Below are 25,244 nucleotides of genomic sequence, written 5' to 3' on the forward strand. Positions count from 1 at the left end.
GTGCTCAATCGCAATTCGGATGCCTCGCGACATAGTTCTTCTGTCGCGACTATGAAATGTCGCAGCGGCCTTTGCGTGTCGGAAAAGACATGCGACTTTGTTATCGACGATCCCTCTGACGACGATGTTATTGGATGCTAATCAAACGCCGTTACCTTCCCTCTCTCGGTTCGTTCGCCACTTTCGAAGTTGCGGCGAAGCATCTCAGCTTTACCCTCGCCGGGAACGAGCTCAACGTGACCCAGGCCGCTATTAGCCAGCAGATCCGTGGCCTCGAAAAATCGCTGGGCGTTACCTTGTTCATCCGCAAGCACAACAGCCTCGAACTGACATTCGATGGCCAACGGCTCTTGACTGCCGTCAGCGGCGGGCTGGACAAGATTTGCGATGCGATCAACGATATTAATGCTCCGTCTGATCTTCCCATGATCACCTGTTCGGGTACCAATGCGGCGATCGCCTTCTGGCTGAAATCCCTTGTGGACAGGTTCCGTTCCGAGCGGCCTGACGTGAGGTTCGTGCTTCTGGCGTCGGACGAGGACGACACATTGAGGAACTTCGACGAGGTCGATCTTTCCCTGATTTGTGGAAACGAACGCTGCGAGGTCGGGGAAAATCTCCGCTACCTCTTTCCGGATATTGTTCAACCGGTATGCAGTCCGGATTATCTCGAACGCCACGGGCCATTTCCGGACCCCTTAAGCCTGGGGCAAGCGGATTTGCTCGACCTGCATCGCAAGCACTGGACCTCCGACGCCATCGGATGGCACCCAGTCACTTGGGACGATTGGTTCCGGGCGAACGGTCTCGATGTGCCGCACTTATCGCCCATCATGATCAGCAACAATTATCCGCTTCTCGTGAACGCAGCGATCAAGGGCGAGGGAATCGTTCTGGGGTGGCATCATCTCGTACGATCGCTGCTGGACGAAGGCGCGCTCCGCACATTGTTCGATGCCCCTCTTCGCGTCGATCGGGGATATTATTTGAAGGTGAACCGAGCATCCCTGGACAAGCCGCATGTGCAGGAATTCATCGATTTCGTCCTGACGGATCTTGCTGCTCCGGAACAAGGACACCAGCCTCGCGGAGTGGCGATGGGAGATATCCTCTGAGCTGGTTTGTCAACGCGATCCACCTCATCAAGGCGGCGTCGCGTCCGTCGAGGATTTCGTTAAGGCGATGTGGGCCGGACCTGGATTGCGGTGGGTAGCGAAGGGGCCGACGATGTTGTTCCACCTTGGAGCCGGTGAAGGGGGCTATCTTTTGCGAAAGGTACACCGAACGCTTTAATCGCAGGTGGGACGATCTCGGCGTCCTTCATCTTGGCCCGCAGCAGCGGACATTTCGGAATGGAAGCGACGATTTAGGCGGCCGCAGATATGGCCATCGAACGCTCTCTGAATGAATGGCCTGTTCCGCCGTCCCGCTGGTTTGTCTGTGACGAGGTGGTGTTCCCTGTATGCTCGCCCGCCTATCTGTCGAACCATGCTCCCGTTACCGCTGTGGCGGATTTGTCCGACCATCACCTGCTTCACTCGTTCGATCCGCACCGCAAGCGGCTCAGTTGGGGAGAGTGGTTCAACCTCGTGGGGGCGGGATCGGTAGATGCAGCACCAAACATGGTGCTGAATGACTATCAATTGGTCATGCAGGGAGCCCTATCGGGGGAGGGGATTGCCCTTGGATGGAATTTCTCCGCCCAGCTCTTGCTTCAAAACAAGCTTCTGGTGAGGCCGTTAGACGTTTCGGTGAAGACGGGAGGCGCCTTCTTTCTGGTGGCCAACGAGCGTCGAACCGAACAGGATAAGCTTAACATCCTAGTGGAATGGTTTCTCTCGCAGACGGCGGACCTGCGCTAAGGCGATCGGTTTTTCAACCGGTCTCATTGCACATATACGGGTACCACGGCAGAGGTTTCGTCGCGGTAGGGCAAGCGGATTTGGAAGCGGTGTTCGCCGCTCTGGATGGGCCAGAAGACAGGCCGGTCGGGGTCGGTGACGGCGAAGGGCTGGCCGTCGACATACCAGACGATTTGCGGCACATGCGGTTGGACATCGGCCTTCAGAGGCAGACGGTCGAAGGCGGCGGGCTGTTCCGGATTGCGCCAGATCTGACTGTTGCGCGCAGGTGTTGATATGGCGAGATGGATCTGCGGGTTGGAGGCATCGGCACCGGCGAGTGAATAGCTCTGGCTCCTCCCGGCTGCTGCACTGATCGGCAAAGATTTGAGGTTGGCGTCCGGACGAAGCGACGGCGCTGCCACCTTCGGCATCTCGTCAGGCTTAAGCCATTCCACCAGCGTCTGGCCGCAGGTGTTGTCATTTGACTGTCCATTGACGACGCAAACCTCCATCGGTTTGCGGTCCGGCGGCGTCGGAAAGCGCGCATCGGCGATGTCTCCGGGCTTGTTGCCATGAACCCGGTCGATGATCGCGTGCACGAGGCGGGCGGCACTTCCGGCGCCGGTCATCCTGCTCATGGTGCCGGCGTCACCGCGGCCGATCCAGACGCCGACGATGACTTTTTCGGAATAGGCCATCGCCCAGGCATCCCGGTAGCCTTGGGAGGTGCCGGTCTTGATCGCGACGGGGAAAGGATATTCCAGCGTGCCATAGCGGTGGAAGCTCGGCAGCCGGGCCTGCGGATCGGAGAGGAAGGACGTGATCAACCGGGCCGTATCGAGCGAAATGATCCGCACGGATTGGGATTGCGGCTGCTCGCGCGCCCAGCGCAGATCCTGCAATTGGCCGTCATTGGCCAGCGCGCCATAGGCCCGCATCAGCCTGTCCAGGCGTGTCGGCAGCGAGCCGATCGCCATCGAGAGGCCGAAATGATCGGCTGGGGTTTCAAGGTCGTGCAGGCCGAGATCGCGCAAAAAGCGGAATGTCGTCTCAAGACCGATGCTGCGCAGCAGATTAGTGGCGGGCACGTTGCGCGAATTGGCCAGTGCCTGGCGCGGCAGCATTGGCCCAAGGAATTCGCGGTCTGCATCGCCGATGCCCGACGCGCCTTCCGGCAAATCGAGCAACATGTCGGTCGGCTTCAGCACGCCGCGTTCGAAGGCCAGCGCATAAATGAACGGCTTGAGTGTCGACCCGGGCGAGCGCTGTGTCCGCGTGTAGTCGAACGCGCCGGCATGCCTGCCGTAATAATTGCTCGAACCCACCTGGGCGAGGACCTCGCCCGTTTGACGCGACACCACCATGACGCCGACCTGCTGCGCGCCTGCGGAGCGCCAGCCATCGAGATATTGGCGTGCGAGAGCGGTAACGTCTGTCTGCAGCGCAAGGTCGATGGTCGTGTGGATCAGCGGCGTATTTGCGGAGGCTGGTGCTATCTGGCCGTTCTCGATGAGGTCGTGATAGCGCAATATGAGATGCAGAGCATCCGGGCGGCGCGGCAGGTCGGGCATGCGCATGTCGGCGAGCTGGCGATGGGCGATTTCTGCCTCGTCGGCATTGATGATCTTCTGCTGCGCCAGCGTGTTCAGCATTTGGTGGCCGCGCTGAATCGCCCGGCGCAAGCCTTCCGGCCGCAGCGGGTTCATCCGGGTCGGTGATTGCGGGATGGCTGATAGCAGTGCGATCTCAGCCCAGGAAAGATCGGCCACCGGCTTGTCGAAATAGAGCCGTGCCGCATGGGCGATGCCGTGGCTGCCATTGCCGTAGGGTGCCAGCCGCAAGTATTGCGCCAGCATCGCCTCGCGGCCGTAGCGCAGGGTCAGCAACACACCGGTGCCGGCCTCGAGGATCTTGTGCATGAAGGTGCGCGATTCCGGCCGCTGCATCCGCGCCACTTGCATGGCAATGGTCGAGGCGCCCGAGCGGCGTCCCATGCCCTCAAGATTTTGCCAGGCGGCGCGGCCGATGGCATAGGGATCGACGCCAGCATGCTCGTAGAACCGCCTGTCCTCGAGTGCAAGCGTTGCCTTCACGACGCGGTCAGGCAGTTGCTCCAACGGCCAATAGCCATAATCGATGCGCCCGCTCTCCTTGTCGGCATGGCCGATCTGGGCGAGGAACGCGCCGCCGCGATCATAAAGTATCGGTGTCGGGGCGGGTGCATCCAGGTGAGCGCGCTGATTGATGAGACAGGCAAAGACCGAGGCACCAGCTGCGAGGATCAGCAGGGGGAAAAGAACGAGCTTCGATCGGCGGCTTCCCAAAAATGTCATTGCCCGGTTGCCTGGCTCCTTGTCTGATATCCATCCGATCGTGGCGGCTTATTTCGCCACCACGATCTGCACGGCTGCGCTCATTCCCTGCACGCCCTTCTGGTACATGGTTTCGGCGAAGGCCTGCGGCTGCGTATACGAGCCGGGGATCAAGGCGCGCGTCCGGTAGGCAAAGATATAGTTACCCTTCGGAAGCCTGTCGGAAGCGCAGAATACTTGGTCGTCGCCATAGGAAACCCAATCGGTCGGCAAGGTCGACGCTATTGCCGGCGTCGCTTCTGCCGGGGCCGTGGCTATATTGGGGTTCAGAGGATCGAGCCCTGCCGCTAGCGGCAGAGTGAGAGCCACATGGGTCCGATCTTCAGATACGACCAGTTCGACCCTCTCTTCCAGGACATCGCCGACCTTGAGCTGGATGGCACCGTTGGCATCGGGGGCCAGCTTTTCCAGCGGTGCGTTGCCTGCGGGGACGCGGTAGAGCGTGCGCGTAAGGGCAAAGCCCTGGCTCTGGGCCTGCGCCTTATAGCCGGCTTCGGCCGACAGATAACTGGTTTCCACCAGCGCGAGGGCAGATGTAGACCCGGTGTTGCTGATGGTGATTGCGCCCGGATCCAGCGTGACCTGACGCAGCACGGGTGTATTGGCGTCCAGCGTCAGCGTTTGGACGCTGCCGTTCTGACTAAGCGTCAACGGCAACGGCGTCGTCGGCCGCTGCCAAGCGGCTGAAAGTGCTCGGATCGCCGCCGAACTGGCGTTGGTCGAGCCCCAGCCGTCGCCTTCGCCCAATTGCAACAGGGCGGTTTTCAAGGCGGGATAGCGCGGATCCGTTTCCAAGGTCAAAGCCGCCGCGCGCACCATTTCGGCCAGGCTGCGGGTTTCCGAAGGCAGGATAATGGGATTGCCCCCATCCTGTGCCTGCCCATTGTAAACCAACTGGCCATCGCGAGAGAGGATGCGTACGCGCGACCACATGGCGTCGGCCAAACCGCCGACAAGGCGTGGGTCGGCATCCGGCGCGGCGGCGGCCGCTGCCGTCATTCGGGCAACGCTGACATTCGGCATCAGGGCAGCCGAACGGGCCAGTTCCGCCGTATAGGCAGGGTCGAGCTTGCCGCCTTCGGCGAGCGCCGTCAGAGCCTCGACCCGTTCGCGAATCTCGTCGCCGGTGAGCAGATGCGGATAATCCGAGCGCAGCGATAGCTTCAGCACGCTCGCGAGGCGGTCGATCAGCGCCTTGTCGGTGGGCTCGCCTGCCTTCTCGGCTGCGACCAGGAACGAATAGGCCCAGGCTGTCAGCGAGACATTGCCCTTGCTGTGCGGCCAGAAGCCGACAAGGCCATCGGCATCGACCGCCTGGCTGATGGCCAGCACGGTGTTGTGCACGTCGCTGTCGATACGCTTGTCAAGCTTCGCCGCTGCCAGAATGGGTTCGAAACTTTTGAAAGCCACGCTGGAGGAGGCCAAGGATATCCGCTGTTCGGTGGAGCCATACGGAGATTCTACCAGAGTGTTGAGCCCGGCAACCAGCTTCACCAATGCCGGATCGGAAGCGAGCGTGATCGCGCGCTGAAACGATCCGGGGCGGACGTTTTCCTGCGGCGTCGACAGCGTCTTCGAACCGCCGGCCGGGATTTCGACGATCTCGTAATGCTTGATCGGCACGCGGTCGAATTTCAACGGCAGCGCAATTTCGACGGTATCCCGGGCATGGTCGGCCACGCGCTCGATCCCGAAACGCAGACGTACGTCGTCCTTGCCGGGCTTTGGCTCCGGCACCGATGCGAGAACACCGATATGAGCCGGCTTGTTCTGTTCCCAGTTAAATGAGAAATCCTTGTTGCCCGCCAATGTCAGTCCATCGGAAACGATGGATGCCGCGCCGGCGCCGCCACCGCCCTCGACGACACGGGCAATGACGCCTGCCTCGAATTGGTCGCCATACCGGAGGAAGCGGGGCAGGGCGGGTTGGGCCACTATTTCCTGCCGGATCAGCATTTCGCCCGTACCGTAGCCGAAGCGGTCGGGACCGCTGACGGCCTTGGCGCGCAGCTTGAAGACAGTCAGCGAGTCCGGCAGCTTCACCTTGATCTTGGCGGTGCCATCCGGACCGACCTTTACGTCGGGAAGATAGATCGGCACCGGCGTAAAATTCTTGCGGACGGAAATATTGTTGTCCGTGCCCCAGTCTTCGCGCTCGTCGCCGCCCGGCACCTCATCCAGGGGAATGATGCCAAAGGCCATATTGCGGGTATCGCGCAGCGCCATGGTGGATTGGCGCTTGACGATGAAATTCGGCAGCGGGTCCAGCGGTTGTTCGGTTGCAAGCGACAGCACGGCTTGGTCGACCATCCAGAAGGTGGCATCGCCAGCGATTGGCTGGCCGGTATCGTCGGCCAGATGCAGCGTGACCTCCACTTCATCGCCGGGGCGGGCCTTCTTTGGATAATCCATGGTAACGGTCACGGTGTTCTTCACCGGCTTCACCGTCACCGTCTTCGTCGCGGCGATTGTCACAGGCTTGCCCTGGTCGAAGGGTGCGTTCGGCGAGGGGATGCTGGTCTCCAGCCGGCCGCGCATGATGAGAAAGTGCACGGGAATTTCCGGCATATATTCCTTGCGGACGGGCAGCGCATAATGGCCGTATCCATCGGCGATATCGACCCAGTCATAGCGGAACTTTCCCTCGGGCTCTTCGACGACGGCTAGGGCGCGCGCTGTCTGGAAGGGGGATTGGATCAGCAGGTTGGCGGTTTCGCCGGGAATGTAGCTGTCCTTGTCCGTGGTGACGACCGCGGTGCGGGCGGGCGCCTGAGCCCAGGTGACCGGCGTGGTGCCGCCGACGAAGAAATCGACGCTGACCTGCTGGCGGCGGCCGATGCGGTCGCTGGCTTCGAGCTGAATGATATAGACGCCCGCATCCTTCGCCTCGAGCGCCAGGGTCTGGATGTCCTTCGTGCTGGTGATCTTGCGCTCCAGGACGGTCTCATCCATTTCCTGCGTGACGTATTTCGCCGAGCCCTGGCTGAAGTCGCTCGCCTGCAGCGTCGACGTCCAGTTGCGATGGATCAGGCGCGCCGTCATCTCCAGCCCGGCGACGGGATCGCCATTGCCATCGACAGCAAGAATCTCGGGCTCGATGGCACCGGGCTTTGGCACATAGCGCGGCACCTTGAGACCAAGCACGAAGGGCGGGACGGCATAGACGTTGGTGATGCTGCGGACCTGCAGATCGTCGTCGCCGGTAACGGTCGCCTCTATCATGTAGCGTCGGGGTTGGGCCGTAGGCTCGATCGTCGTGTCGAAGCTGATGCGCGAGGCACCGCCGGCATCCGTGCTGCCATCTCGCTCAAGCGCCGGCGAGGATTTGAATTCATCGCCGCCGGAATAGCGGGAATCCGTCGAAAACAAGAAGCCCTCATGGCCGGGCGGCGTCCAATTGTAAGGATACTGCACGGCCCGCCAGCGAATGGGGCGGTCTGCCAGCAGACCGCCGGCAAAATAGCGCGCTATCAGGTCAACGTTGAAGGAGGAATCGAGCGGCACCGTTTGCGGATTGTTGAGCACGACTTCAAACGTCGGCAGGCGATAGGCTTCCTTCTTGAAGGAGATACTGCCGCATTGGGTCATGTTGTCAGCCGCGTCATCGGTGCTATCGGCACTATCGGCGGTCGGCGCAGAATCGGCTTGAGCGTCGTCTGCCTGACCATCATCTGCGTTGCTGTCGCTTGGTTGATCGTCTGCATTTTCGTCGTCATTACCGGATTTTTGCTCCGGTTGCGCCTGGTCCATGGCCTGCGCCGTGTCGCCCGGTTCGAAGTGCACTTTGTAGTCACCGGTCGCCGGCGTCTCGGCGTTGAATTTGTGGTAGAAGTCACCGAACGCGTCCAGCTTTACGGGTACGCGCCATTCCTGCTTATCGGGGCCGGTGATCACGATCTGCCCGCCTTGTGTCGGCAGCGTCAGGTGGCCGCCGAGATAGCTGCGGACATATCCCTTGATATGAACCGGTTCCTCTGGTCGGTAGATCGGCCGCTCTGTGAAGACGTGGCATAGGGTGCGGGCCTGCTCGGCGCGATTTTCCTCTGGATTGGTGGTCCAATCCAGCCAGGAGGTCGATGGCTTGGTCCAGTTATCCTGGGCATATTGGGCTGGCGCGTTATCGGGGTCGATGACGAGAGTATCGAGCCCCTTCGTCACGATGACACGCCGGATCTTAGCCTCGGCGCGCTGCTGCAGCTCCCAGGAGAAGAAGCCTTGTGCGTCGGTCGTGCCGGTTGTGAGGGTGACAAACTTGCCGTCTTTCAAGCCGTCGAGCCGAATTTGTGCGCCATCGATCGGATTGCCTTTGGCAAGAGAAGTGACGGCAAAGCGCACCCGGTCCTGTTCCTCGACCGCACTCAAGGTCAGGTCGGTGACCTGCACGCGAAGCCAATGGCGGGTCTGACTGTCTACCGCGCGCAGGCCCACGAGATAAGTCCCGGGTTGGTCCGCTCCGGCAATCCTGGCAAAAGAGGATTTCAGATCCAGGCCGAATTTGGTGTCGACGCCGCCTTTGTGAATCGGCAGGTCCATGAATTGGGAAATAGCGGGCGAACCCAGGGCCTTGACGCGTGCCTGGATCGCGTCGGCTGAGATCTCATCGCTGTCCGCCCATTGCTGCGGCTCCTTGCCGGGCAAGGGTGGCGCTTCGTCGTCGTTCGTATCGAGGCCGGCTTGCGGGAAAGGCCAAAAATCGCGGGATAGCGGATCAATCGCGTGGATGCGCACATCGGCCCTGTCATAGCCGCGCCCGCGCAACGGCACGAGTTGCGGGCCAAAGCGCTCGACCACGCCCTGCGACGCGTCCCAGACAAGCGAGGCCTGTTCCGGCGCGAAGGCGAATTTCCGGCTGAAGCCGGTAGCCAGCGGTCTGCCACGGTCGTCGGTCAGGGAACCGGCGGCTACATCGAGGGTATAGATCTTGTCTGTAAGAAAGCGGCCATGGATATAAAGACGCCCGTTGCTTGCATCTGCCGTCAGATCGTCCACGGGCGGAGAAATGCGCAGCGAGTCCCGCACAGACAATTGTTCGCCAGCCACTGGATTGCTGGAAAATCGGAAGATCAACCCACGAGCTTCGCCCGATCGCGTGGCCGGTGCCGCATCGGCATTGTCGACGGGGTTGCCATTATCATCGACTGCACCGCCGGAATCGCTGACGGTGGCGTTGGACGTGCAGCGCATGATGCCGTCACTTGTGGTGGCGTCGAAGCCCCGCCCGCAGTCTGAATTGATCATGGTGAAGGGCACGGCGGTACGCACCCGCAATTCAAAGGTCTGATCGCTGAAGTCTGGCGTATCGGCAAGCTTTAGCCGCAGAATGGCAACGCGGCCATCGGGCACGCTCGCATGCAGCTTCACCATATAGGATTGCTGGTCGCTGCGGCTGTTGCGTTCAAGCGGCTGGATATCGAAATCCTGCGCTCCCAACATCAAACCGCCTTCGTCGCCGATGCCTGGCGCCGGCCGCAGTTCTATCGACAGAAGGCGGCTCAGCGCCGCTACGTCGACGGGTTCGGCAAAGGTCAACGTGATCTGGTCAAGCTCGTTGACGGGATCACCGGCCGCGGCCGGGACCGTGGATACCGGTACCGGCAGCAGCGGTATCAATTCCGTCTCGCCGCCAGCGTCCTTTTCGTGACCCAGCATCTTGATCTTGACGCGTGCGAGAGGCTGCCATTTGTCGGCGGGCCTGAATTGCAGGGCGCGCGGGCCAAGCCATTGCCAGGCACCGGCCGCCGCTGGTTCCATCGTCACAAAACGCTCGGGCGAGTCTTCCGGGCCACCGGTTGCGGGGCCGGTGTCAGTGGGAAAGAAGATCGTTACCGGATCATAGGCGCGAAGGAACTTCTCCGGCACGATTTTGACGCCGTCGGCGCGTTGCAGAACATCCAGCGTCGGCGAAGTAGCGCTTTGCTGCGCGTGGCTGCTTGAGATCAGCGTTGAAGACGCAAGGGCGAGGGCAATGAGAAATACAATCTTTTTCATTGGTTTTTCACTTCAATCCCGTGGGCTTCAAACCGGCGCGCTGCAGATAATCATTGATAATTTCAGGCGGCGGACCTGCTGGCGGTGGTGACAATCCAACCACCGAGGGCCTGACGACGAGCGTCGGTGCGTCGGCCGGTGCGCGCGCCTCCAGGAGGTAATAGCCTGCCGTTAGCTGCTTGAGCTGATTGACGCCTTCGCCGAGCACCTGGCCTTTGGCATCCAGCAGGCGGCCGATGGCAAGGTCCGGATCGGAACGCAGGCCGACACCGATATTGCCGCTATTCTTGACCTCGAAGCCAAACAAGGCCGTCGCACCCGGCGCTAGCACCACCGGGGCTCCGACGCCGTCATTCACCGGGACGACCGGTGTTGCCGTCATATCCAGACTGCCCGACAAGGGGCCTTCGTGCGTGGAATAGAGCGTCAGGACCGCCTCGCCCGCCGCGAGATAGCGGTGGAATTCGGCGCCCGTCGGAAAAAGCTGCAAGTCTCGGTGACCATTTTGCTCCAATCCGACAATGACAGGGGCGTCGGTGCTGACATCAAGCACGATCGGCTGATCCGGATCGAGGCGGAAGGCCATGGCCTCGCCTTCAAGCGTTACGCTCTGCGGCAGGGTCGTCGTTTTTGGCTCGGGCTTCGGCCAGGGTGACTTGCCGCCACGCTCCAGCCACAGGGCCACAAGTCCGGCATTGTGATCGACGATCAACTGGCCGGGACCGGACACCGGGATGTGGTCGCCACGTAAGACCCGACCGTCGGCCTCAACAAAGGTCGCTGCGCCGCCGGAGACGTTCAGGACATCTCCCTTCATGGCATCAACCGCGATTTCTTCCGATCCGACCGTTCCGAAGAAGCGGCGCTTGATCTGATCGTTGCCGAGGGTAACGGCCTGCCCCGGCGACAGGCCGACGCGCGCGGAGGCTGCATCATTCGTCAGGTTGACCAGCCAGATTTCTTCGGCCGACGTCGCGATGCTGCGCGACAGGGGCGTTGCACCGGACCAGACGTTCAACAACTGAGTGGTTGAAGGGGCAGAAACGACGGCGATCCCGGGCGCCAGGTCGAGCGTGAGCCGTTTCACCCCATTCGTCAGCTTCACCGGCCGCGCGCTAAGGGCTGGAATGGTCGCCGTATAGGTGCCATTTAGCTGCACCACCTCGAGTTCCGCCGCATCGATTGGCCTAAGCCGCATCTGCAGGCTTTCGTCGCTTGCCGCGTTCCAGACACGCAGATCCCGGTTATCGGCGAGGGCGACAGCGCTGTTGAGGCTGACACCCATACCGCGTCCGGCCGTCAGTCCCGGCTGTCCAAAGGCCGAATCCGCGCGCCACAATCTTACTCTGCCTGGCATCGGAGATGTGGCGGGAACAACCGCCTGATCTCCCGGCGCAAGTGTCAGCGCGATCTCGGCATTGGTCTGTGCAGGGCTGACCTGCACATGTCCTGCTGCGCGCGAGACTAGCCATAGACGATCCGACTGCGGAGCAAACAATCCTGACGTGGCTGCCGTAAGCGGGCGATCGGCGCTTGCGCCCACAAGCAAATCCGCAGTGGCGCCGAGGTCTACAAGGCCTGCCGATGGTGCATGCGCGAGTCCGACGTTCAGCGAAAGCTCAAGGCCGTCGATGGTGGTGGGCTCCAGAGAGACATCGCCGGGCTCATGCATATCGCGGGCGATACTGCGCGCGGCGATCTTGATGGGTGCGGTTCCGCCATCAAGGGTCCAGACCGATGCGCGCCATTGTGCTTCTTTCTCGGATCTAGGCCAGGCGATAACGGGCGAGCGGCCACGGGCAAAGGCTTGTGGCTTCCAATTGCCGTCGCCGTCCCGCTTTTCGACGGAGAGAATAAGGTCGCTGGTGGATTGCGCCGCCACCAGCGCCAGTTGGTCTTTTCCATTGGCCGGCAGGGGGAACATGAAGACAGAAGCGCCGTTGACTTCGGCTGTGCCGTTCTCGGCAAGCGCCGGCTGCGGCTGCTCCTGCGGCAGGGCGAATTGAACCTCGATGTCCAAGGCATTGGCCTGATCGTCGCCTGCTGCCTCTTGGCCATCGCCGTTGGAGTCTGCTTCCGAATTGTCGGAATTGTCATCCGATTGGTTGCCCGTGCCCGTGCCCGAGGCTGCTGCTTGATCGAGGGCGAGTGTATAGGATCCAGCCGGTAGACGGGTTGACAGGGCGATGTTCCAGTCATCACTGCGCCCAGTCAGGCGCTCCAGGACGGTGCCATGTTCATCCTTCAGCACGCCCTTGATTTCGCTGCGGCCGAACGTGCCGAGGCTGACGACACGGTCTGTCCCGACATTGAAGGAAAGCTCGGCGGGAAGGTTGACGAAGCGCGCCTCGCCGGGCTGGAGGTCCTTGGTGTTTAGGGTAATCCGGTAATCCAATCGGTCATCGTGAGCGAGGCTCATGAGATCGATCCGATAATGTCCGGCCTTCAACTTGCCGGTGAACCGCGGAGCGGCGACAAAGCGAGCGATCTGCTCCTTATCGTCGCGAAACAGGGTGCCGATCATGCCTTCGGTCAGATCGATGCTGATATCCGCGTCGGCAAGGAGATCGAAAGTCCAGCTATCGGGAACTCGCGCGTCGCTCTTGCCCTGGGGCTCGCGCCATTGAAATGCCTGGGTCTGATTGAAGGCCAGTGGGTGTGGTCCGTGGCCCTGTAGCTGCGGCGGGTCGATCACGGGCCTCAGCCGCGCGACAAACCGCGTGTCGACGTCGCGCGGCAAGATCACGAGGCGGTAGTGCCCGGGCGTAAAATCCTGACTAAGGCTGGAGAGCGGCCCCGGCGGGGTGAGCGGCCAGCCCTCCTCATCCTCCAGACGAGCGGTGAGATCGCCGCCAAGGGAATAGAGATCAAGCTGATACGATCCTGCGCTCGCGATCTCGATCGGCACGATGGCGCCGCGCCCGCCGGAGAGGATTCCGCGGCTGGTGCCGTCGGCGACCAGGGTTGCGGCCGTCAAAAGCGAAGCCGGGGTAACGGCAATGCCAAGATGCCCGGAAGAATTCTGTGCGGAAACATCGACCTGATAGGTTCCTGCGCGCAGATAGGTTTGCAGTAGCGCGTTGTGGCCATCGCCATTATCGGACGCTTCCCCCAGCCCCGGCAGGAATGAGGTGCCGAGACGCAGTGACGTCTGCAAACGGCCGAGGGTTTCGACGCGATAAAGTCCCCCTTCCGTAACATCCAGCCGGTAGGTTTTCTGCGCGTTTTCGGCGAGATCGAGAAACAGGCGTTGACCGGCAATCAGCGGAGATGCGGGTGCTGGCGGCACGCTCTTCCGCGCCGCAGAGGCATCAGCCTGCCAGGTGACGACTATGGACCGGGCAGCGGCCGGAGCAGGGAAGCGCAGCGTCAACGTCCGGCCTTTTGCATCTACCCGTTGGTTGCTGGTAGCAAAAGCGACCGGCGTATTGTGCATGTCGACGGCGGCAATGGTTCCGCCGGCGGGCACATGGACGTCGATACGCAAATCCGCTGGTGATGCCGGTCGCGACAGGGCATTCGCATCATCGGAGGCGCTGCCTTTCACCTGCGGCACGGGCGCTGGGATATTCGAATTGGGCTGGTTCTGCAGGGGCTGCGGCTGAGCAGAAGCATCTGTGGGCTGCCAAAGCGCCAGTGGCCGCGCCCGCAGGTCCGCGGGCAGGGCAACGGCACGAGGCCCGGTCAGTAGGCCGGGCGCGGCATTGGTGATGATCTCATAGCGCGTGGCCTTTTCGGCTTCCCGGATGCCAAACGAAATAGTCGTGCGAGCCGGGGCGGCGGGTTGTGGCGGCGGCGCAAGGCCCGGCGTGCCGAAAGTAAGGTCGACGATGCCGGTTGCATCATTGTCGGGCAGCAGCCGCAGCAGATAGTAGCCGGCGTTTAGATCGAAACGATCGGGATTGCGGCCATCGGCGCGCGGGGCATTGCCAACCAGAATCGGGCTGATGTCGGCATGCACGGCAACGCCCGAGGTGCGGATCCCGATCTGGCCTGCTTGTGTCATCTCGAACAGCAGCGAGGTCGGCCCGCGCAAATTGAAGCGCCGCCGCCAAGCCTGGCCTGGACCCAGATGAGGCGTGTCAGAGGCCACGATGGTGGCTTTGCCGCTGGCATCCTGGCGCAAGAGCAGAGCCGTAGCCGGAATTTCATCGCCGCCTTCGCCAGCAACGTCGAGACTGATGAGATTGGGCACCGAGCCGTCGAATTGGGTCTGGTTGCTGAACCGCAGTCCCCGAACCTGGAAATGCTGGCCTTCATAACCGGAGACTTCGACAATGCTCGGCTGACTGTCCGTCGATAGCGAAAGCGTGGCGGTCGGTTCACGATTCGATTTGCCGATTGCAGCACTTTGAAAGCTAGTCGCCGTGCTGGAAATCCGACCGGCCCGGAGCACCGCCGGTGCCGATTGCGGCAGCTCGAGCCGGAAGGTATCGAGATCCGCCGGAGCGTCAAAGCGTATCGACCCAAAAGGCCCGATGACGCCTTCGGCAATCCCTCCGGCCAGTGACAACTGCGTGCCGGTGCGGATATGGAATGGCTCAGCCATGTCCGAGTTGGTCCAGACAAGCTTCTGGCCGCCATAGGCCGTCACGAGGTAATGGCCGGGCTCGACCGTTCCCGTCAGCGTTGCCCGGGTCATGGGGAGACCCGGCTTCAGTTCAAAGATCGACATTTTCGGCGAGAGATCGACAATGTCGGTGCCGTTTCGCCACAAACGCAGATCCTGAAGCGAGCGTCCGACCGCTTCTATATCGACGCGCCCGGATTCGGGAATGTCGATCCAGTAGGATCTTTGTTGCAGGTCGCTTAGATCGGCATGGATGGGGGTGATGGAGGTCAAAGCGGCGTCAGGCTGTTCAAGCTCCTGGTAGGCTTGTGCGGTAAGCTTGGCTTCGCCAGCGGCTCCCTTGGCTCCGAACACACGGATCTTATAGATGCCTTTGTCGAGCAGCGCATCGATCCGGCCGTCGCTGACGCCAGGTGCGCCCATGCGGTCCCCTGGTCCCGCGATCATATCGACAAGCTGGAGTGCCACACCGGACGTGCTCTGTGTACGGATGGTGATATGGCCGGGCGTGTCGACGGTTAGCAAGGTGCTGCCATCGTGATCGGCAGGCAATTGATCCAACGCCAAATGCGGCTGCGACACTGGCCGGGGCAGGGCTTTGGGGGACGCTGGTTGAGATGCCGCGGCAACCGATGGCGCGGGTGTATCTTGTGCCGCCGCCGACTGTGTCGCTAGCGCTGTTGATGCCGCAGGTTCGACGCCCTGGATAGATTCGGGAGGCTGCTGGCTTGGAGGAGCGCTCGTAGCCTTCAGCGCCGCAAGACGTGTCTGATAGCTTGTTGCCAGGCATGTCGACAGCCGGACCGGGTCGGTGTCCACACAGGATTTATTACGGTCCGCCAACCAGCGGCGCTGTTGCTGGCGCAGGTCGTTCAGTTTTGTCGGGTCTCCGCTCAGATCCGTCAACGCCTGACGATAGGCGGCCGCCAAGGCGGTATCCTGAGCAATTAGGGCTGGAGAAGTACAAATCGCCTTTTCGATAGCGGTCTGTGCCTTGCTGCAATCAAAAGATTGCGCGTGGCAGACCGTCGAAAAAAGACCACAACCGAGACCAACAAGCACGCGAAGGCGGGAGACGAAAGTCATGAACAACTCGTTTCTTAGGTGGCCAGCACGTTAGTCAATATGAACTATCGTTGATCAAGACAAGAGCGCCATAGCGGATGCATCAAGCTGAGAACCGCCAACGAACTAAATGTTTGATGGCGGGACTGCGATACCCTTTCCGGCTGCCCCGAAGGCGGATAATGCAAGTGGATCCGTGCGCGCTGCGGACCGCCATTCATGGCCAAAGTTGATCAATTCAACCTCTTGGCCCCTGACCGGTTTCCGGTCCCCCTGGCATCTCCGGAGTTACTGAGAAAGCGAGGGGCGCAAAGGCTTCCGGTCTCCATTCATCCAAGCTTTTGGATTAGGTACATCGCAAGGAGGGCGATGAACGGCATAAAGGGCCTGAAGTTAAATTCTCCCTTTGGCGGTGCGGCTTTCCTGATCGCCGCCGCCTGTTCAGCGCGCCGTGCCAGTTGTTCAGCCCGTCGTGCCAGACCTCGTTTACCGAGTTCATGCTGAGGACGCTGTTCCGCCCATATTTGCGAAAGACGCCATTTGAACCCATCCGCCCGCTCGCGCCCAATAACCGCATAGACCTTGCGATCGTTGGCACTCCAACCGAATTCTTCATCATATGCGAGGATCAATTCTCGATCCCGCCGATGGACGGGTACATGGGGGAACGATGAGGTGCGTTCGCAATACTGTGTAATGTTGCAAAAGCTCTCGATGATCGCTGGCTCCAATAGCTCGCGCATCTGCGTCGGAAGCTCGCCGATCCGCAAAAGGAAATTGTTCCAGCCATCGAGATCGACATAGACGCTGGACATATTGTGCAGTTTTCCCAATTGGGTCTTGAGCGCCGCAAGATCGACCGTAGATGACGGCCCGCCGGGGAGGGCTTGTTCCGCCTCGATGTCATCCGTACGCTCGTCGAGCGGGGGCGGCAAAATTTTGGCAGTAACCGGGGGTCTGTCAGGCGTCGAAGCCGCAAGTATTGCTGTCGGATATGGGAGCGGTTCGACAGGTGCGAACTCGTCATGCTTCGTTCGATGCTGAGCTGTTTCGGCAAGGACAAGCGCACGGTCTCGGGCTTCGACGAGAGTCTGGAACCCGGTGGGATCCTCATCTGGTCTGATTGTCTTCAGCTTCTTGGCGTAGGCTCGACGGATAGCGGACATGTCCGCCCCCGGTTCGAGCTCAAGAACTGACCAGGGATAGCCTGTCATGGTCATTGGAATCCGCGCCCTTCAAAAGCGTCCAAGCGTTGGGAAAAGCTTTTGCGCTCCGCGTCGCCTCGCGTCCGGCTCTGGTCGAGGTCGTGTACGAACCGCAGAAGAAGCTGACGGATGAGTTCGCGCGTCTCTCCGAGATGCTCGGCATACAAGCGCTCCGCTCGCGAAATCAGTGCTTGATTTGGAAGTTGGTCGCGCGGGTGAAGCTTGATCTCCGCAAGAGCGGCAAAACGCCGATCGAGCTCTGCTTCCGAAAGGCCCACATCATTGTGGAAGACCGCTCTGGCGGTCGCGCCGGTGCTGATAACCTTTGCCTCTACCTCCAAAGCACCGTTAACGTCGTAGGTGAAACGAGTTTCAATTCCCTCTGCGCCGGCCTTGTTTGGGGGCACGGTGACCTCGACCTCGCCCAAGTAGACGTTTTCGTTTGGCCGGAGGTTTTCGCCCTGATAAACTTTCAGACTGACTTGGGTCTGGTTATCGTTGACGGTCGAAAAGAAGCCAGCGCGCGACACCGGAACGACCGAGTTTCGCTGAATCAAGGGCTGCATCATCCCACGGGATCTGTCGGACAGGTCGACAACCGCAACGCCCAGAGTGTGAGGCGACACATCGGTCATAACGACGTCTTCGAGCGCAGTCGCCCGGCTTACCAAGCCTGCCTGAATCGCGCTTCCCAGCGCGACTGTCTTGTCTGGATCGATATTGACGAGGGGAAGCCGCCCAAACAGGCGAGCCACAAGCGAACGCACCATCGGCATGCGTGTCGCCCCACCAACGAGAATGATGGCATCGAGCTCTGAAACCGAAACACGTGCGTCCGCGATTGCACGCTCCAATGGAGTGCGCAATCGCCGCAAAAGTGGGGCGGCCGACAGCTCGAATTCATCGCGGCCTATGCTGCCTTCGACTAGTTCGCCGTGGATCTTGAGAGAATAAGTGCCGGCAAGAGCGGATCCGAGGTCGATTTTTAGCTGCTCGCAGCTTCGTTTCAACGAGCTTCTTTCACTGGCGCTTAGCCGATCCATGTCCAAGGAATGAATACGAAGAATTTCTCTTTGGAGGACTTCCGTAAAGTCGTCACCGCCAAGTGCGGTATCGCCGGTTGTCGCCCGAACCTCCATCACCCCATCATATTTGTCGAGGACGGAGACGTCGAAGGTTCCGCCACCGAGATCGAAGACTAGAAACTTCCCTTCCGAAACCTCTGAGAAACCATAGGCAAGGGCTGCAGCCGTCGGTTCGTTGATGATCCGGCGCACCTTAAGACCGGCCAATCTGCCGGCAGCGATCGTCGCTTTGCGCTGATGTTCGTTGAAATAAGCTGGAACGGAAATGACCACCTCGGAAACTTCTTCTTTGAAGAAGGCTTCCGCATCCGCCTTCAATGACCTGAGCACGAAGGCGGACACTTCCTCTGGCCGCAAGGACAGATCGCCGAGCATGATGGCGTGGTTTGTGCCCATGAATCGCTTGAAGGAGGATATTGTCCGTTCTGGGTGGGTGATCAGGCGATCTTTCGCGGCCTTTCCGACCAACACAGCGCCATCGTCGCCCAAACCAACGACCGAAGGTGTCAGCATTTCCCCATGGATATTTGGAGCTAGTTTCGGTTCATCGCTGTCGAAGGCTGCGATAAGGGAGTTGGTCGTGCCGAGATCAATACCGTAGATCATGTGTGGTTCATTTCAAGGAAGGCGTGGTTTCGGGCCGCCGATTTTCCGACCACTTCGACCGTGGCAGCCGCATGGCACCTCTACTAAAGATCAGAAGAATATGCCAGAAATAGTTGCATTCGTGTTGAATGGTTTGTTAGTTGCTACAACTTTCGCTAAGCGGCGCGACTGCTCTCATCGCTGCCGGTTTCCATCCTGATCGCCATGACTGCAACAGCGCTAATGGATGTCCGAGTTCGGCTGGCAGGGGTGAAAGTCATTTCTTAATCTCCTGTCGGCCGCCACTCCTTTGTAGCGCCAAAACTTTTCTGCGAGCGCTTTCAGCTCTGCGGTCGCCAGGTCGCCGATTCATCGGCGGGAAATTGGAGCCTGGGTCATCTTCATCGCGAAGCATCGTGTCGTCTCGGAATAGAAGAAGCGGGGGGCCAAGTTATGCCGTAAACGACCGGGCTCCGGTGCCAGCGCGCCTAAGACCGTGGTAAGATGCTCAGCTCTCTGTATCGAAGGGGTGGGCAGAGAAATGGAGAGGCGTCTCGCCGCGATACTTTCCGCTGACGTCGTTGGCTATAGTCGCCTCATGGGAGTGGATGAGGGCGGTACGCTTGAGCGGTTGAAGGCATGCCGTCGGGACCTCATCGATTCCGCCATCAAAGAGCACCATGGCCGGATCATCAAGCTGATGGGCGACGGCGCGCTGGTCGAATTTGCTAGTGTCGTGGACGCGGTTCAATGCGCGGCCGTAATCCAGCGGAGTATGTCCAGCAGAGACCAGGGAGTTTCCGAGGAACAGCGCATTCGGTTTCGCATCGGGGTCAATCTCGGCGACATCATTGTCGAAGGCGATGACATCTATGGCGACGGCGTCAACATAGCCGCCCGCCTGCAAGGCATTGCCGAACCTGGCGGAATTTTCATATCCGGCGCCGCATTCGACCAAGTCGCACACAAGGTCGATGTCGGCTTTTCGGCGCTCGGCGAGCATCGGCTGAAGAACATAGCGGACCGGGTTCGCGTCTATCGCGTTCTGCTTGACCCAGCCCACACTGGCAAGGTCGTCTTTGCCCCTCGGGCAAAGTCGCGAGGTATGGCGCTGTTGGCGCTCGCAGCGCTATTGCTCGCAACCACTGCGGCTGTCGTCGCATGGCAATGGTTTTACAAGCAACGCCCATCGATCGCAGTGCTGCCCTTTGCCAACTTGAGTGATCAAACCCAGGATTATTTCGCCGATGGTATTACCGACAACCTGATTACCGATCTAACCAGGCTGTCGAAACTTGACGTCATCTCCCAGAATTCCGTCTTTGCCTACAAGGGTAAGCCCCACGTTCTGGCAGATATACGCCGTGATCTCGGCGTGCGCTTTGTCGTGGAGGGCAGCGTACAGCGAATTGGCGACCTGATGCGCGTCAATGCGCAACTGATCGATACTAACAGCGGCGACCATCTGTGGGCCAATCGGTTTGACCGCAGCGGGGCGGACGTGTTTGCCGTGCAGGACTCGATGAGCCGCCAGATCGCCAATGCACTCGGTCTGACGCTGACGTCGTCCGAGGCAGAGCGAATTGCGCGTCCGCCGACCGCCAATCTCGAGGCATATGATTATTATCTGCGTGCCGAGCAGGCGGCCCGTACCGGACGTCGTTCCCTGATGCTGGAGGCATTGGCGCTGTTTGACAAGGCTGAGGCACTGGACAGCGGCTTTGCCGAAGCCTTCGCGTCCGATGCGCACGCGACGGCCTATGTCTGGCGAAGCGCGTATGATGACGTCCTCCAGAGCGCCCTGGCGCGAAAAAGGGCCTATGACAAGGCAAGTCGCGCCCTTGCCCTCGATCCTGAACTACCGTCGCCTTATGCGGTCCTCGCTATCATGCAGGTCGTGGACCGACGTTACGAGCAGGCTATCGCCTCGGCGCAGAAGGCCGTGTCGCTCGGCCCAGCCGATGCCGAAGCCCACATGGCGGTCGCATATGTTCAAATGATCTCGGGCAATCACGCCGACGCCGCTGCGGCCGTCGAGAAGGCGCTCAGGTTCGATCCGAACCTCTCCGCCATCGATCGATACACGGCTGGCATGATTTTTTATCTGCAGCGCGACTACGAGAGGGCAATCGACAATTTCAAACGCGCGGGCTACGGCTCCCAAGGCAACGGCGAGTTCGTTACCCCACTCGCGATGGCCTATGTCCGTGTCGGTCGCATTGATGAGGCTCGAGCGACTGTCGCCGAAGCCGAACGTCTTCTCGGGGGGCGCGACAGCATCGCGGCCTGGCGGCTCGGCAATGCCCATTTCAGGGAAGAGGATTTGGCATTTATCCTGGACGCGCTGCGCGAGGCCGGGCTGCCGGAATGGCCGTTCGGCTTCCAGGGCGACGAGCAATATCGGTTGAAGGGTCCCGAGATCGCGGCCGCCGTCATGGGCAAACTTCTGCGGGGAAAGACCGAGCCGTCCGAGAGCCCTGCGCTCATGCAAGTCCAATTGGACGGCAAGGCCGCATTCCGCTCCGCATCCCAGATGATGACCGAGAAGGTTTCTGTCAAAGGGGACCTGCTTTGCGAGCAAAGTGAAAACGCGTTTGGCCGACCCGATTGCGGCCCGGTCTATAGACACGCAAACCCGGCCGACGAAACCAGCTATGCTTACGTGAATTCGACCAAGGTCTTCTATTTTTCGCCTGCCCAATAGAGCCTTTTTAGTGGTCAGTGATACTGATCCAGTTCGAGATCGGCCGCGACCTTCGGCCATTTGGCATCGGCCTTGGTCACAGTGTCCGCCGGATGCGCGGCAAACTCCTCCGCATACGCCTGGTCATACATCAGGTAAAGCTTGCCTTCGACAATCTTGAAGGCTTCTGGATCGATGTTGACCGTGACGGACCCGCTGCTTACCTCGCCCGCGCAATAGCCGCCGTATTGAGGCGCGTATTTAAGCGGTTCGCTCATAAACATCTCGCGATGTTTGGCACTGGCGAAATGCCACGGCGTCCCCATCCATTCGTAGGAGATTTTTTCCGAGCCTTTCGTCGCTTTGCCTTCGGTAAAGTAGGCGACCGTGTCGTATCCCATGATGGCGACACCGCCGAAGTACCCCGTGTTTACCGAGTCGTCGGCCATGGCTGGCGATCCACCGACAATGTCTGCGACAGCCAGACCGATCATTGCCAAAGAGCGACCAATGCATTGTGCCCCGTTTCCAAAGTGCATCTGCGCCTCCTGTTTATTCATGGATTTCCATGCACTTAGCGTAATTCTCCTCGCCGAGAACGCTGGCCGGAGGACATGCCACGCCATGCCGCTTGAACAGACGGACGATATCGACATTGCCTTTCCACATGGCCCTCGTGATCGGCGCGTAGCCGTGAACCTCGGCGTGGGTGACGTCAGCCCCCTTCGCAAGCAAAAACTCCGCGAGGAGGACGTGGTTCTCTTCGCCCGCAACCATGAGCGGCGTAACACCCGCTTTGTTGGACGCATCCTCGAGAATTGCTCCGTGCTCCAGGAGCAGCTTGCTGATGGGTACGCTACCCGAAAATGCCGCGGCATGAAGGGGTGTAAAGCCGCCTGCATTCCTTGCCATGACATCGGCATTTCTGCCTATCAACAGCTCGGCTACGGCAAGCTGATTTTCGAGCGCGGCGTTGATGAGTGGTGTCGCCTGGTCGTGAGTGCGGCTGTTGACATCGGCGCCCGAAGCCAAAAACTGTTCCACGGCAACGGTGTTTCCCGCTGAAACGGCATCGAACAGGGGATCGCCCGCGGCCCCCATTGTCGCTGCAAAAAACAACGCTACCGATGTAAGAAACCGGCGCATAGCTTTCACCCTAAAGTTTGTGACAGAATAGCACGCCGTCGGGGCTTAGGCTACCTTGCAGCGCTGTCGGCTGTAGCAGCGAGCGCACAGACGACGTTTCTTCAGGGAGCAATAGAAGAAGGAATTTCCGCCAAGCGCGCGCTTGTGCATGGTTGCGGTTGCCTGCGCAAGGCTGTCCATTTTACGATCTACAGTCCAAATTGCGCAACAAGTTGTGTTTGCCGCAATCGGCGATGTACTTTGTTAAGGACTCTGTACTCAAACTGCATTGCGCCTATTCATCTTCTTTCCTGATCGATGAATTCGCTGAGCCTTCAACTCCGCTCGAATGAATTGTGCGGTTCTTCCCGATGAAAGTTCGACCGGATGTATGACACCTCCTGTCCCTTTGCCGGCAGGAGGATCCATGTGATGCTGCTATCTCTCTCCCATAACTGGCAGGCGGATGGTTCGTTTGCGGATAGCGATGCAGTTGCTCAGCCCGGCGCGATTGCCCGCGTGGACGAGTCTAGCCGGCACGAGAAGCAGAGGCTTGAAGATGCGCTTGAATTCGCGGAAACGATCATTGCCGCCATCCCTGATATTCTGTTTGAGATGGACCGAAACGGACGGTATCTCCAGATATGGACAAAGCATCCGGAACTTCTGGCTGCGACCAAACAACAACTGCTGGGCAAAACGGTAAACGACGTCCTCCCGCCTGAAGACGCGGCGGCTGCGTTGCGCGCCATCCGCGAGGCCGACGAGAAAGGCGCCAGCGATTGTCACGTCATTCGCATCGTCCAACAGAACGGCGAGTCCCGATGGTTCGAGCATCATGTTGCAAAGAAAGCGGGCAGTGAAACATCCTCCCAAACGTTTCTTGTTCTGTCACGGGATGTTACCGAACGGAAGCTGGGAGAGCATATTCTAGATGAAGCGCGAACACGCCTCCTCACGGTACTTCAGACTATACCCGACATGGTATGGTTGAAGGATATCGAGGGCGCCTATCTCCTTTGCAATCACGCCTATGAGCGTCTGATCGGCAAGTCGGAGTCCGAAATTGTTGGCAAAACGGATCTAGACCTGTTTGACGCCGACGTCGCACGCCTTTTCCGCGAAAGGGAGCTGGAAGCGATCCGTGCCGGAGGCGTCGTGATCAATGAGAAATGGGTCACACACCACGACAGTGGACAACGCATACTTCTGGAAACACGAAAGGTCCCAATCGTTGGCGCCGAGGGAAAGACAACGGGTGTTCTCGGCGTGGCCCGCGACATTACCGAGTTGAACGCCTCCCGCGAAAAAATTCATCGGATGGCCTTCTACGATTCGCTTACGGACTTGCCCAACCGGGAACTGTTCTTTGGGCGGTTGCGGCAAGCGATGGCAGATGCTGAGTCCCATCGCCAAGTTGTAGGCGTCATGATGATGGACATCGACCATTTCAAAGCCGTAAACGACACGATGGGACATCCCGTCGGCGACGAACTGCTTTGTCAGGCGGCCAGACGCTTCCAGGCAAGCGTGCGCAGCGCCGACACCGTGGCCCGTCTCAGCGGCGATGAATTCGCCATCCTCTTGCCAGACATCCGGCACGCGGACGATTTGCGCGATATCGCCACCAAGATGCTCAAAACATTCGACGAACCCTTCCTGCTCGACGGCAGGGAAGTCTTCGTCTCATGCAGCATCGGGATCGCGCTCCATCCCGAGCACAGCACTGATGCAAACGATCTCGTCAAATATGCCGATTCCGCAATGTATTTGGCAAAGCGTCTTGGGCGGGGAGGCTTCCAATTTTATTCGAGGCAACTGACAGCAGACGCGCAACACCGCCTGATGCTGGAATCGGAATTGCGCCGGGCCATCGAGCGCTGCGAACTCGAAGTGTATTACCAGCCCAAGGTACTCGTCGAAAACGGCAGGATAGTCGGCTCGGAGGCTCTCCTGCGATGGCATCACGGAAAGATGGGCATGGTTCCTCCGGCTGAGTTCATTCCGATTGCCGAGGACACTGGATTAATCGCGGATTTGGGCCGATGGGTATTTCGCGAAGCCTGTCGAACCGCGGCAGAATTGAACGCCGACACCCCAGCGTCTCACAAAATGGCGATCAATGTCTCATCCAGGCAGTTCCAGCGATCTGACCTACTGGAGATGGTAACCCAGATTCTCGATGAAACCGCCTGCCGCCCTGAGTGGATCGAGATTGAGATCACGGAAAGCCTTCTGCTGGATCAACAATACGAGACACTGGCCACTCTTTGTGCCCTTCGGACGATGGGAATCTCAATTGCTATCGATGATTTCGGTACCGGCTATTCGGCGTTGAATTACTTGGCTCGCTTTCCCATCGACACCCTGAAAATCGATCGATCATTCATCAGCAGTGGCGACAAGCGCAGCGCAGAGCTAGTCAAGGCCATTCTCTCGATCGCCCGTTGCCTTGGGCAAAACGTCGTGGCGGAAGGTGTCGAGACGGTCGAACAGGCGGCGTCCTAAGGGCTAACGGATGCGACGCGGCACAAGGGTTCTTGTACAGCAAGCCCGTGCCAAAAGCCGAATTCGTGAAGCTGCCGCAGTTCTTGAGGTCTGATCGGGATTGATGCCAAATGGACGTCGTTCGGTCTGAAGGGCGCGTTACATGTGCGCTATTGTTTAGTGCCGGCTTCGAAATTTCGTCATCGCGGCCATGGTAGGACGAGATGATGGACCA

At 59.9% G+C, this 25,244-nt stretch carries 10 protein-coding genes and 1 pseudogene; 4 read left to right on the top strand and 7 right to left on the bottom strand.

Annotated features, from left to right (window positions below; genetic code table 11):
• Positions 1–134: 134 nt before the first annotated feature.
• Together PH547_RS21850 and PH547_RS21860 are read left to right on the top strand one after the other, a co-directional pair.
• Positions 135–1,115 carry a LysR substrate-binding domain-containing protein gene (locus tag PH547_RS21850; RefSeq protein ID WP_285169463.1) on the top strand — a complete coding sequence of 327 codons (981 nt, stop codon included), beginning with the start codon at positions 135–137 and terminating at the stop codon, positions 1,113–1,115.
• A 267-nt stretch (positions 1,116–1,382) separates the two neighbouring features.
• Positions 1,383–1,862, top strand: a complete 480-nt coding sequence (locus PH547_RS21860; protein WP_285169465.1) for a LysR substrate-binding domain-containing protein — start codon at positions 1,383–1,385, stop codon at positions 1,860–1,862.
• A gap of 23 nt (positions 1,863–1,885) precedes the next feature.
• On the opposite strand, the gene PH547_RS21865 is transcribed toward PH547_RS21860, so the two are convergent.
• From PH547_RS21865 to PH547_RS21885, 5 genes are all read right to left on the bottom strand, one after another.
• Positions 1,886–4,177: a transglycosylase domain-containing protein gene (locus tag PH547_RS21865; protein WP_285169466.1), complete on the bottom strand. Its 2,292-nt coding sequence runs from the start codon at positions 4,175–4,177 to the stop codon at positions 1,886–1,888.
• Positions 4,178–4,225: 48 nt separating this feature from the next.
• Positions 4,226–10,204 (bottom strand): alpha-2-macroglobulin, encoded by a 5,979-nt coding sequence (locus PH547_RS21870; RefSeq protein WP_285169467.1) that lies wholly within the window; start codon positions 10,202–10,204, stop codon positions 4,226–4,228.
• Positions 10,205–10,211: 7 nt separating this feature from the next.
• A complete protein-coding gene (locus tag PH547_RS21875; protein ID WP_285169468.1) occupies positions 10,212–15,860 on the bottom strand; it encodes a lysozyme inhibitor LprI family protein in 5,649 nt (1,882 codons plus the stop codon).
• Positions 15,861–16,168: 308 nt separating this feature from the next.
• Positions 16,169–17,005, bottom strand: a complete 837-nt coding sequence (locus PH547_RS21880; protein ID WP_285169469.1) for a hypothetical protein — start codon at positions 17,003–17,005, stop codon at positions 16,169–16,171.
• Positions 17,006–17,055: 50 nt separating this feature from the next.
• Complete coding sequence (locus PH547_RS21885) at positions 17,056–18,735, bottom strand: Hsp70 family protein (protein WP_285169470.1); 1,680 nt, start codon at positions 18,733–18,735, stop codon at positions 17,056–17,058.
• A gap of 520 nt (positions 18,736–19,255) precedes the next feature.
• Here PH547_RS21885 and PH547_RS21890 point away from each other — a divergent pair.
• Positions 19,256–21,418: an adenylate/guanylate cyclase domain-containing protein gene (locus PH547_RS21890; protein ID WP_285169471.1), complete on the top strand. Its 2,163-nt coding sequence runs from the start codon at positions 19,256–19,258 to the stop codon at positions 21,416–21,418.
• Positions 21,419–21,432: 14 nt separating this feature from the next.
• Here the strand turns inward: PH547_RS21890 and PH547_RS21895 are convergent, their stop codons facing one another.
• On the bottom strand, positions 21,433–21,957 hold the full coding sequence (locus PH547_RS21895) for a YHS domain-containing (seleno)protein (protein WP_445945019.1): 525 nt from the start codon (positions 21,955–21,957) through the stop codon (positions 21,433–21,435).
• Positions 21,950–22,543 (bottom strand): ankyrin repeat domain-containing protein, encoded by a 594-nt coding sequence (locus PH547_RS21900; protein ID WP_283052508.1) that lies wholly within the window; start codon positions 22,541–22,543, stop codon positions 21,950–21,952. The genes PH547_RS21895 and PH547_RS21900 overlap by 8 nt, the downstream gene beginning before the upstream one ends.
• Before the next feature lie 411 nt (positions 22,544–22,954).
• Between PH547_RS21900 and PH547_RS21905 the strand changes: the two are divergent.
• Positions 22,955–25,134 (top strand): annotated as a pseudogene (locus tag PH547_RS21905) (putative bifunctional diguanylate cyclase/phosphodiesterase).
• Positions 25,135–25,244 lie beyond the last annotated feature (110 nt).

Source organism: Rhizobium cerradonense, from assembly GCF_030182455.1.
Lineage (GTDB): Bacteria > Pseudomonadota > Alphaproteobacteria > Rhizobiales > Rhizobiaceae > Rhizobium.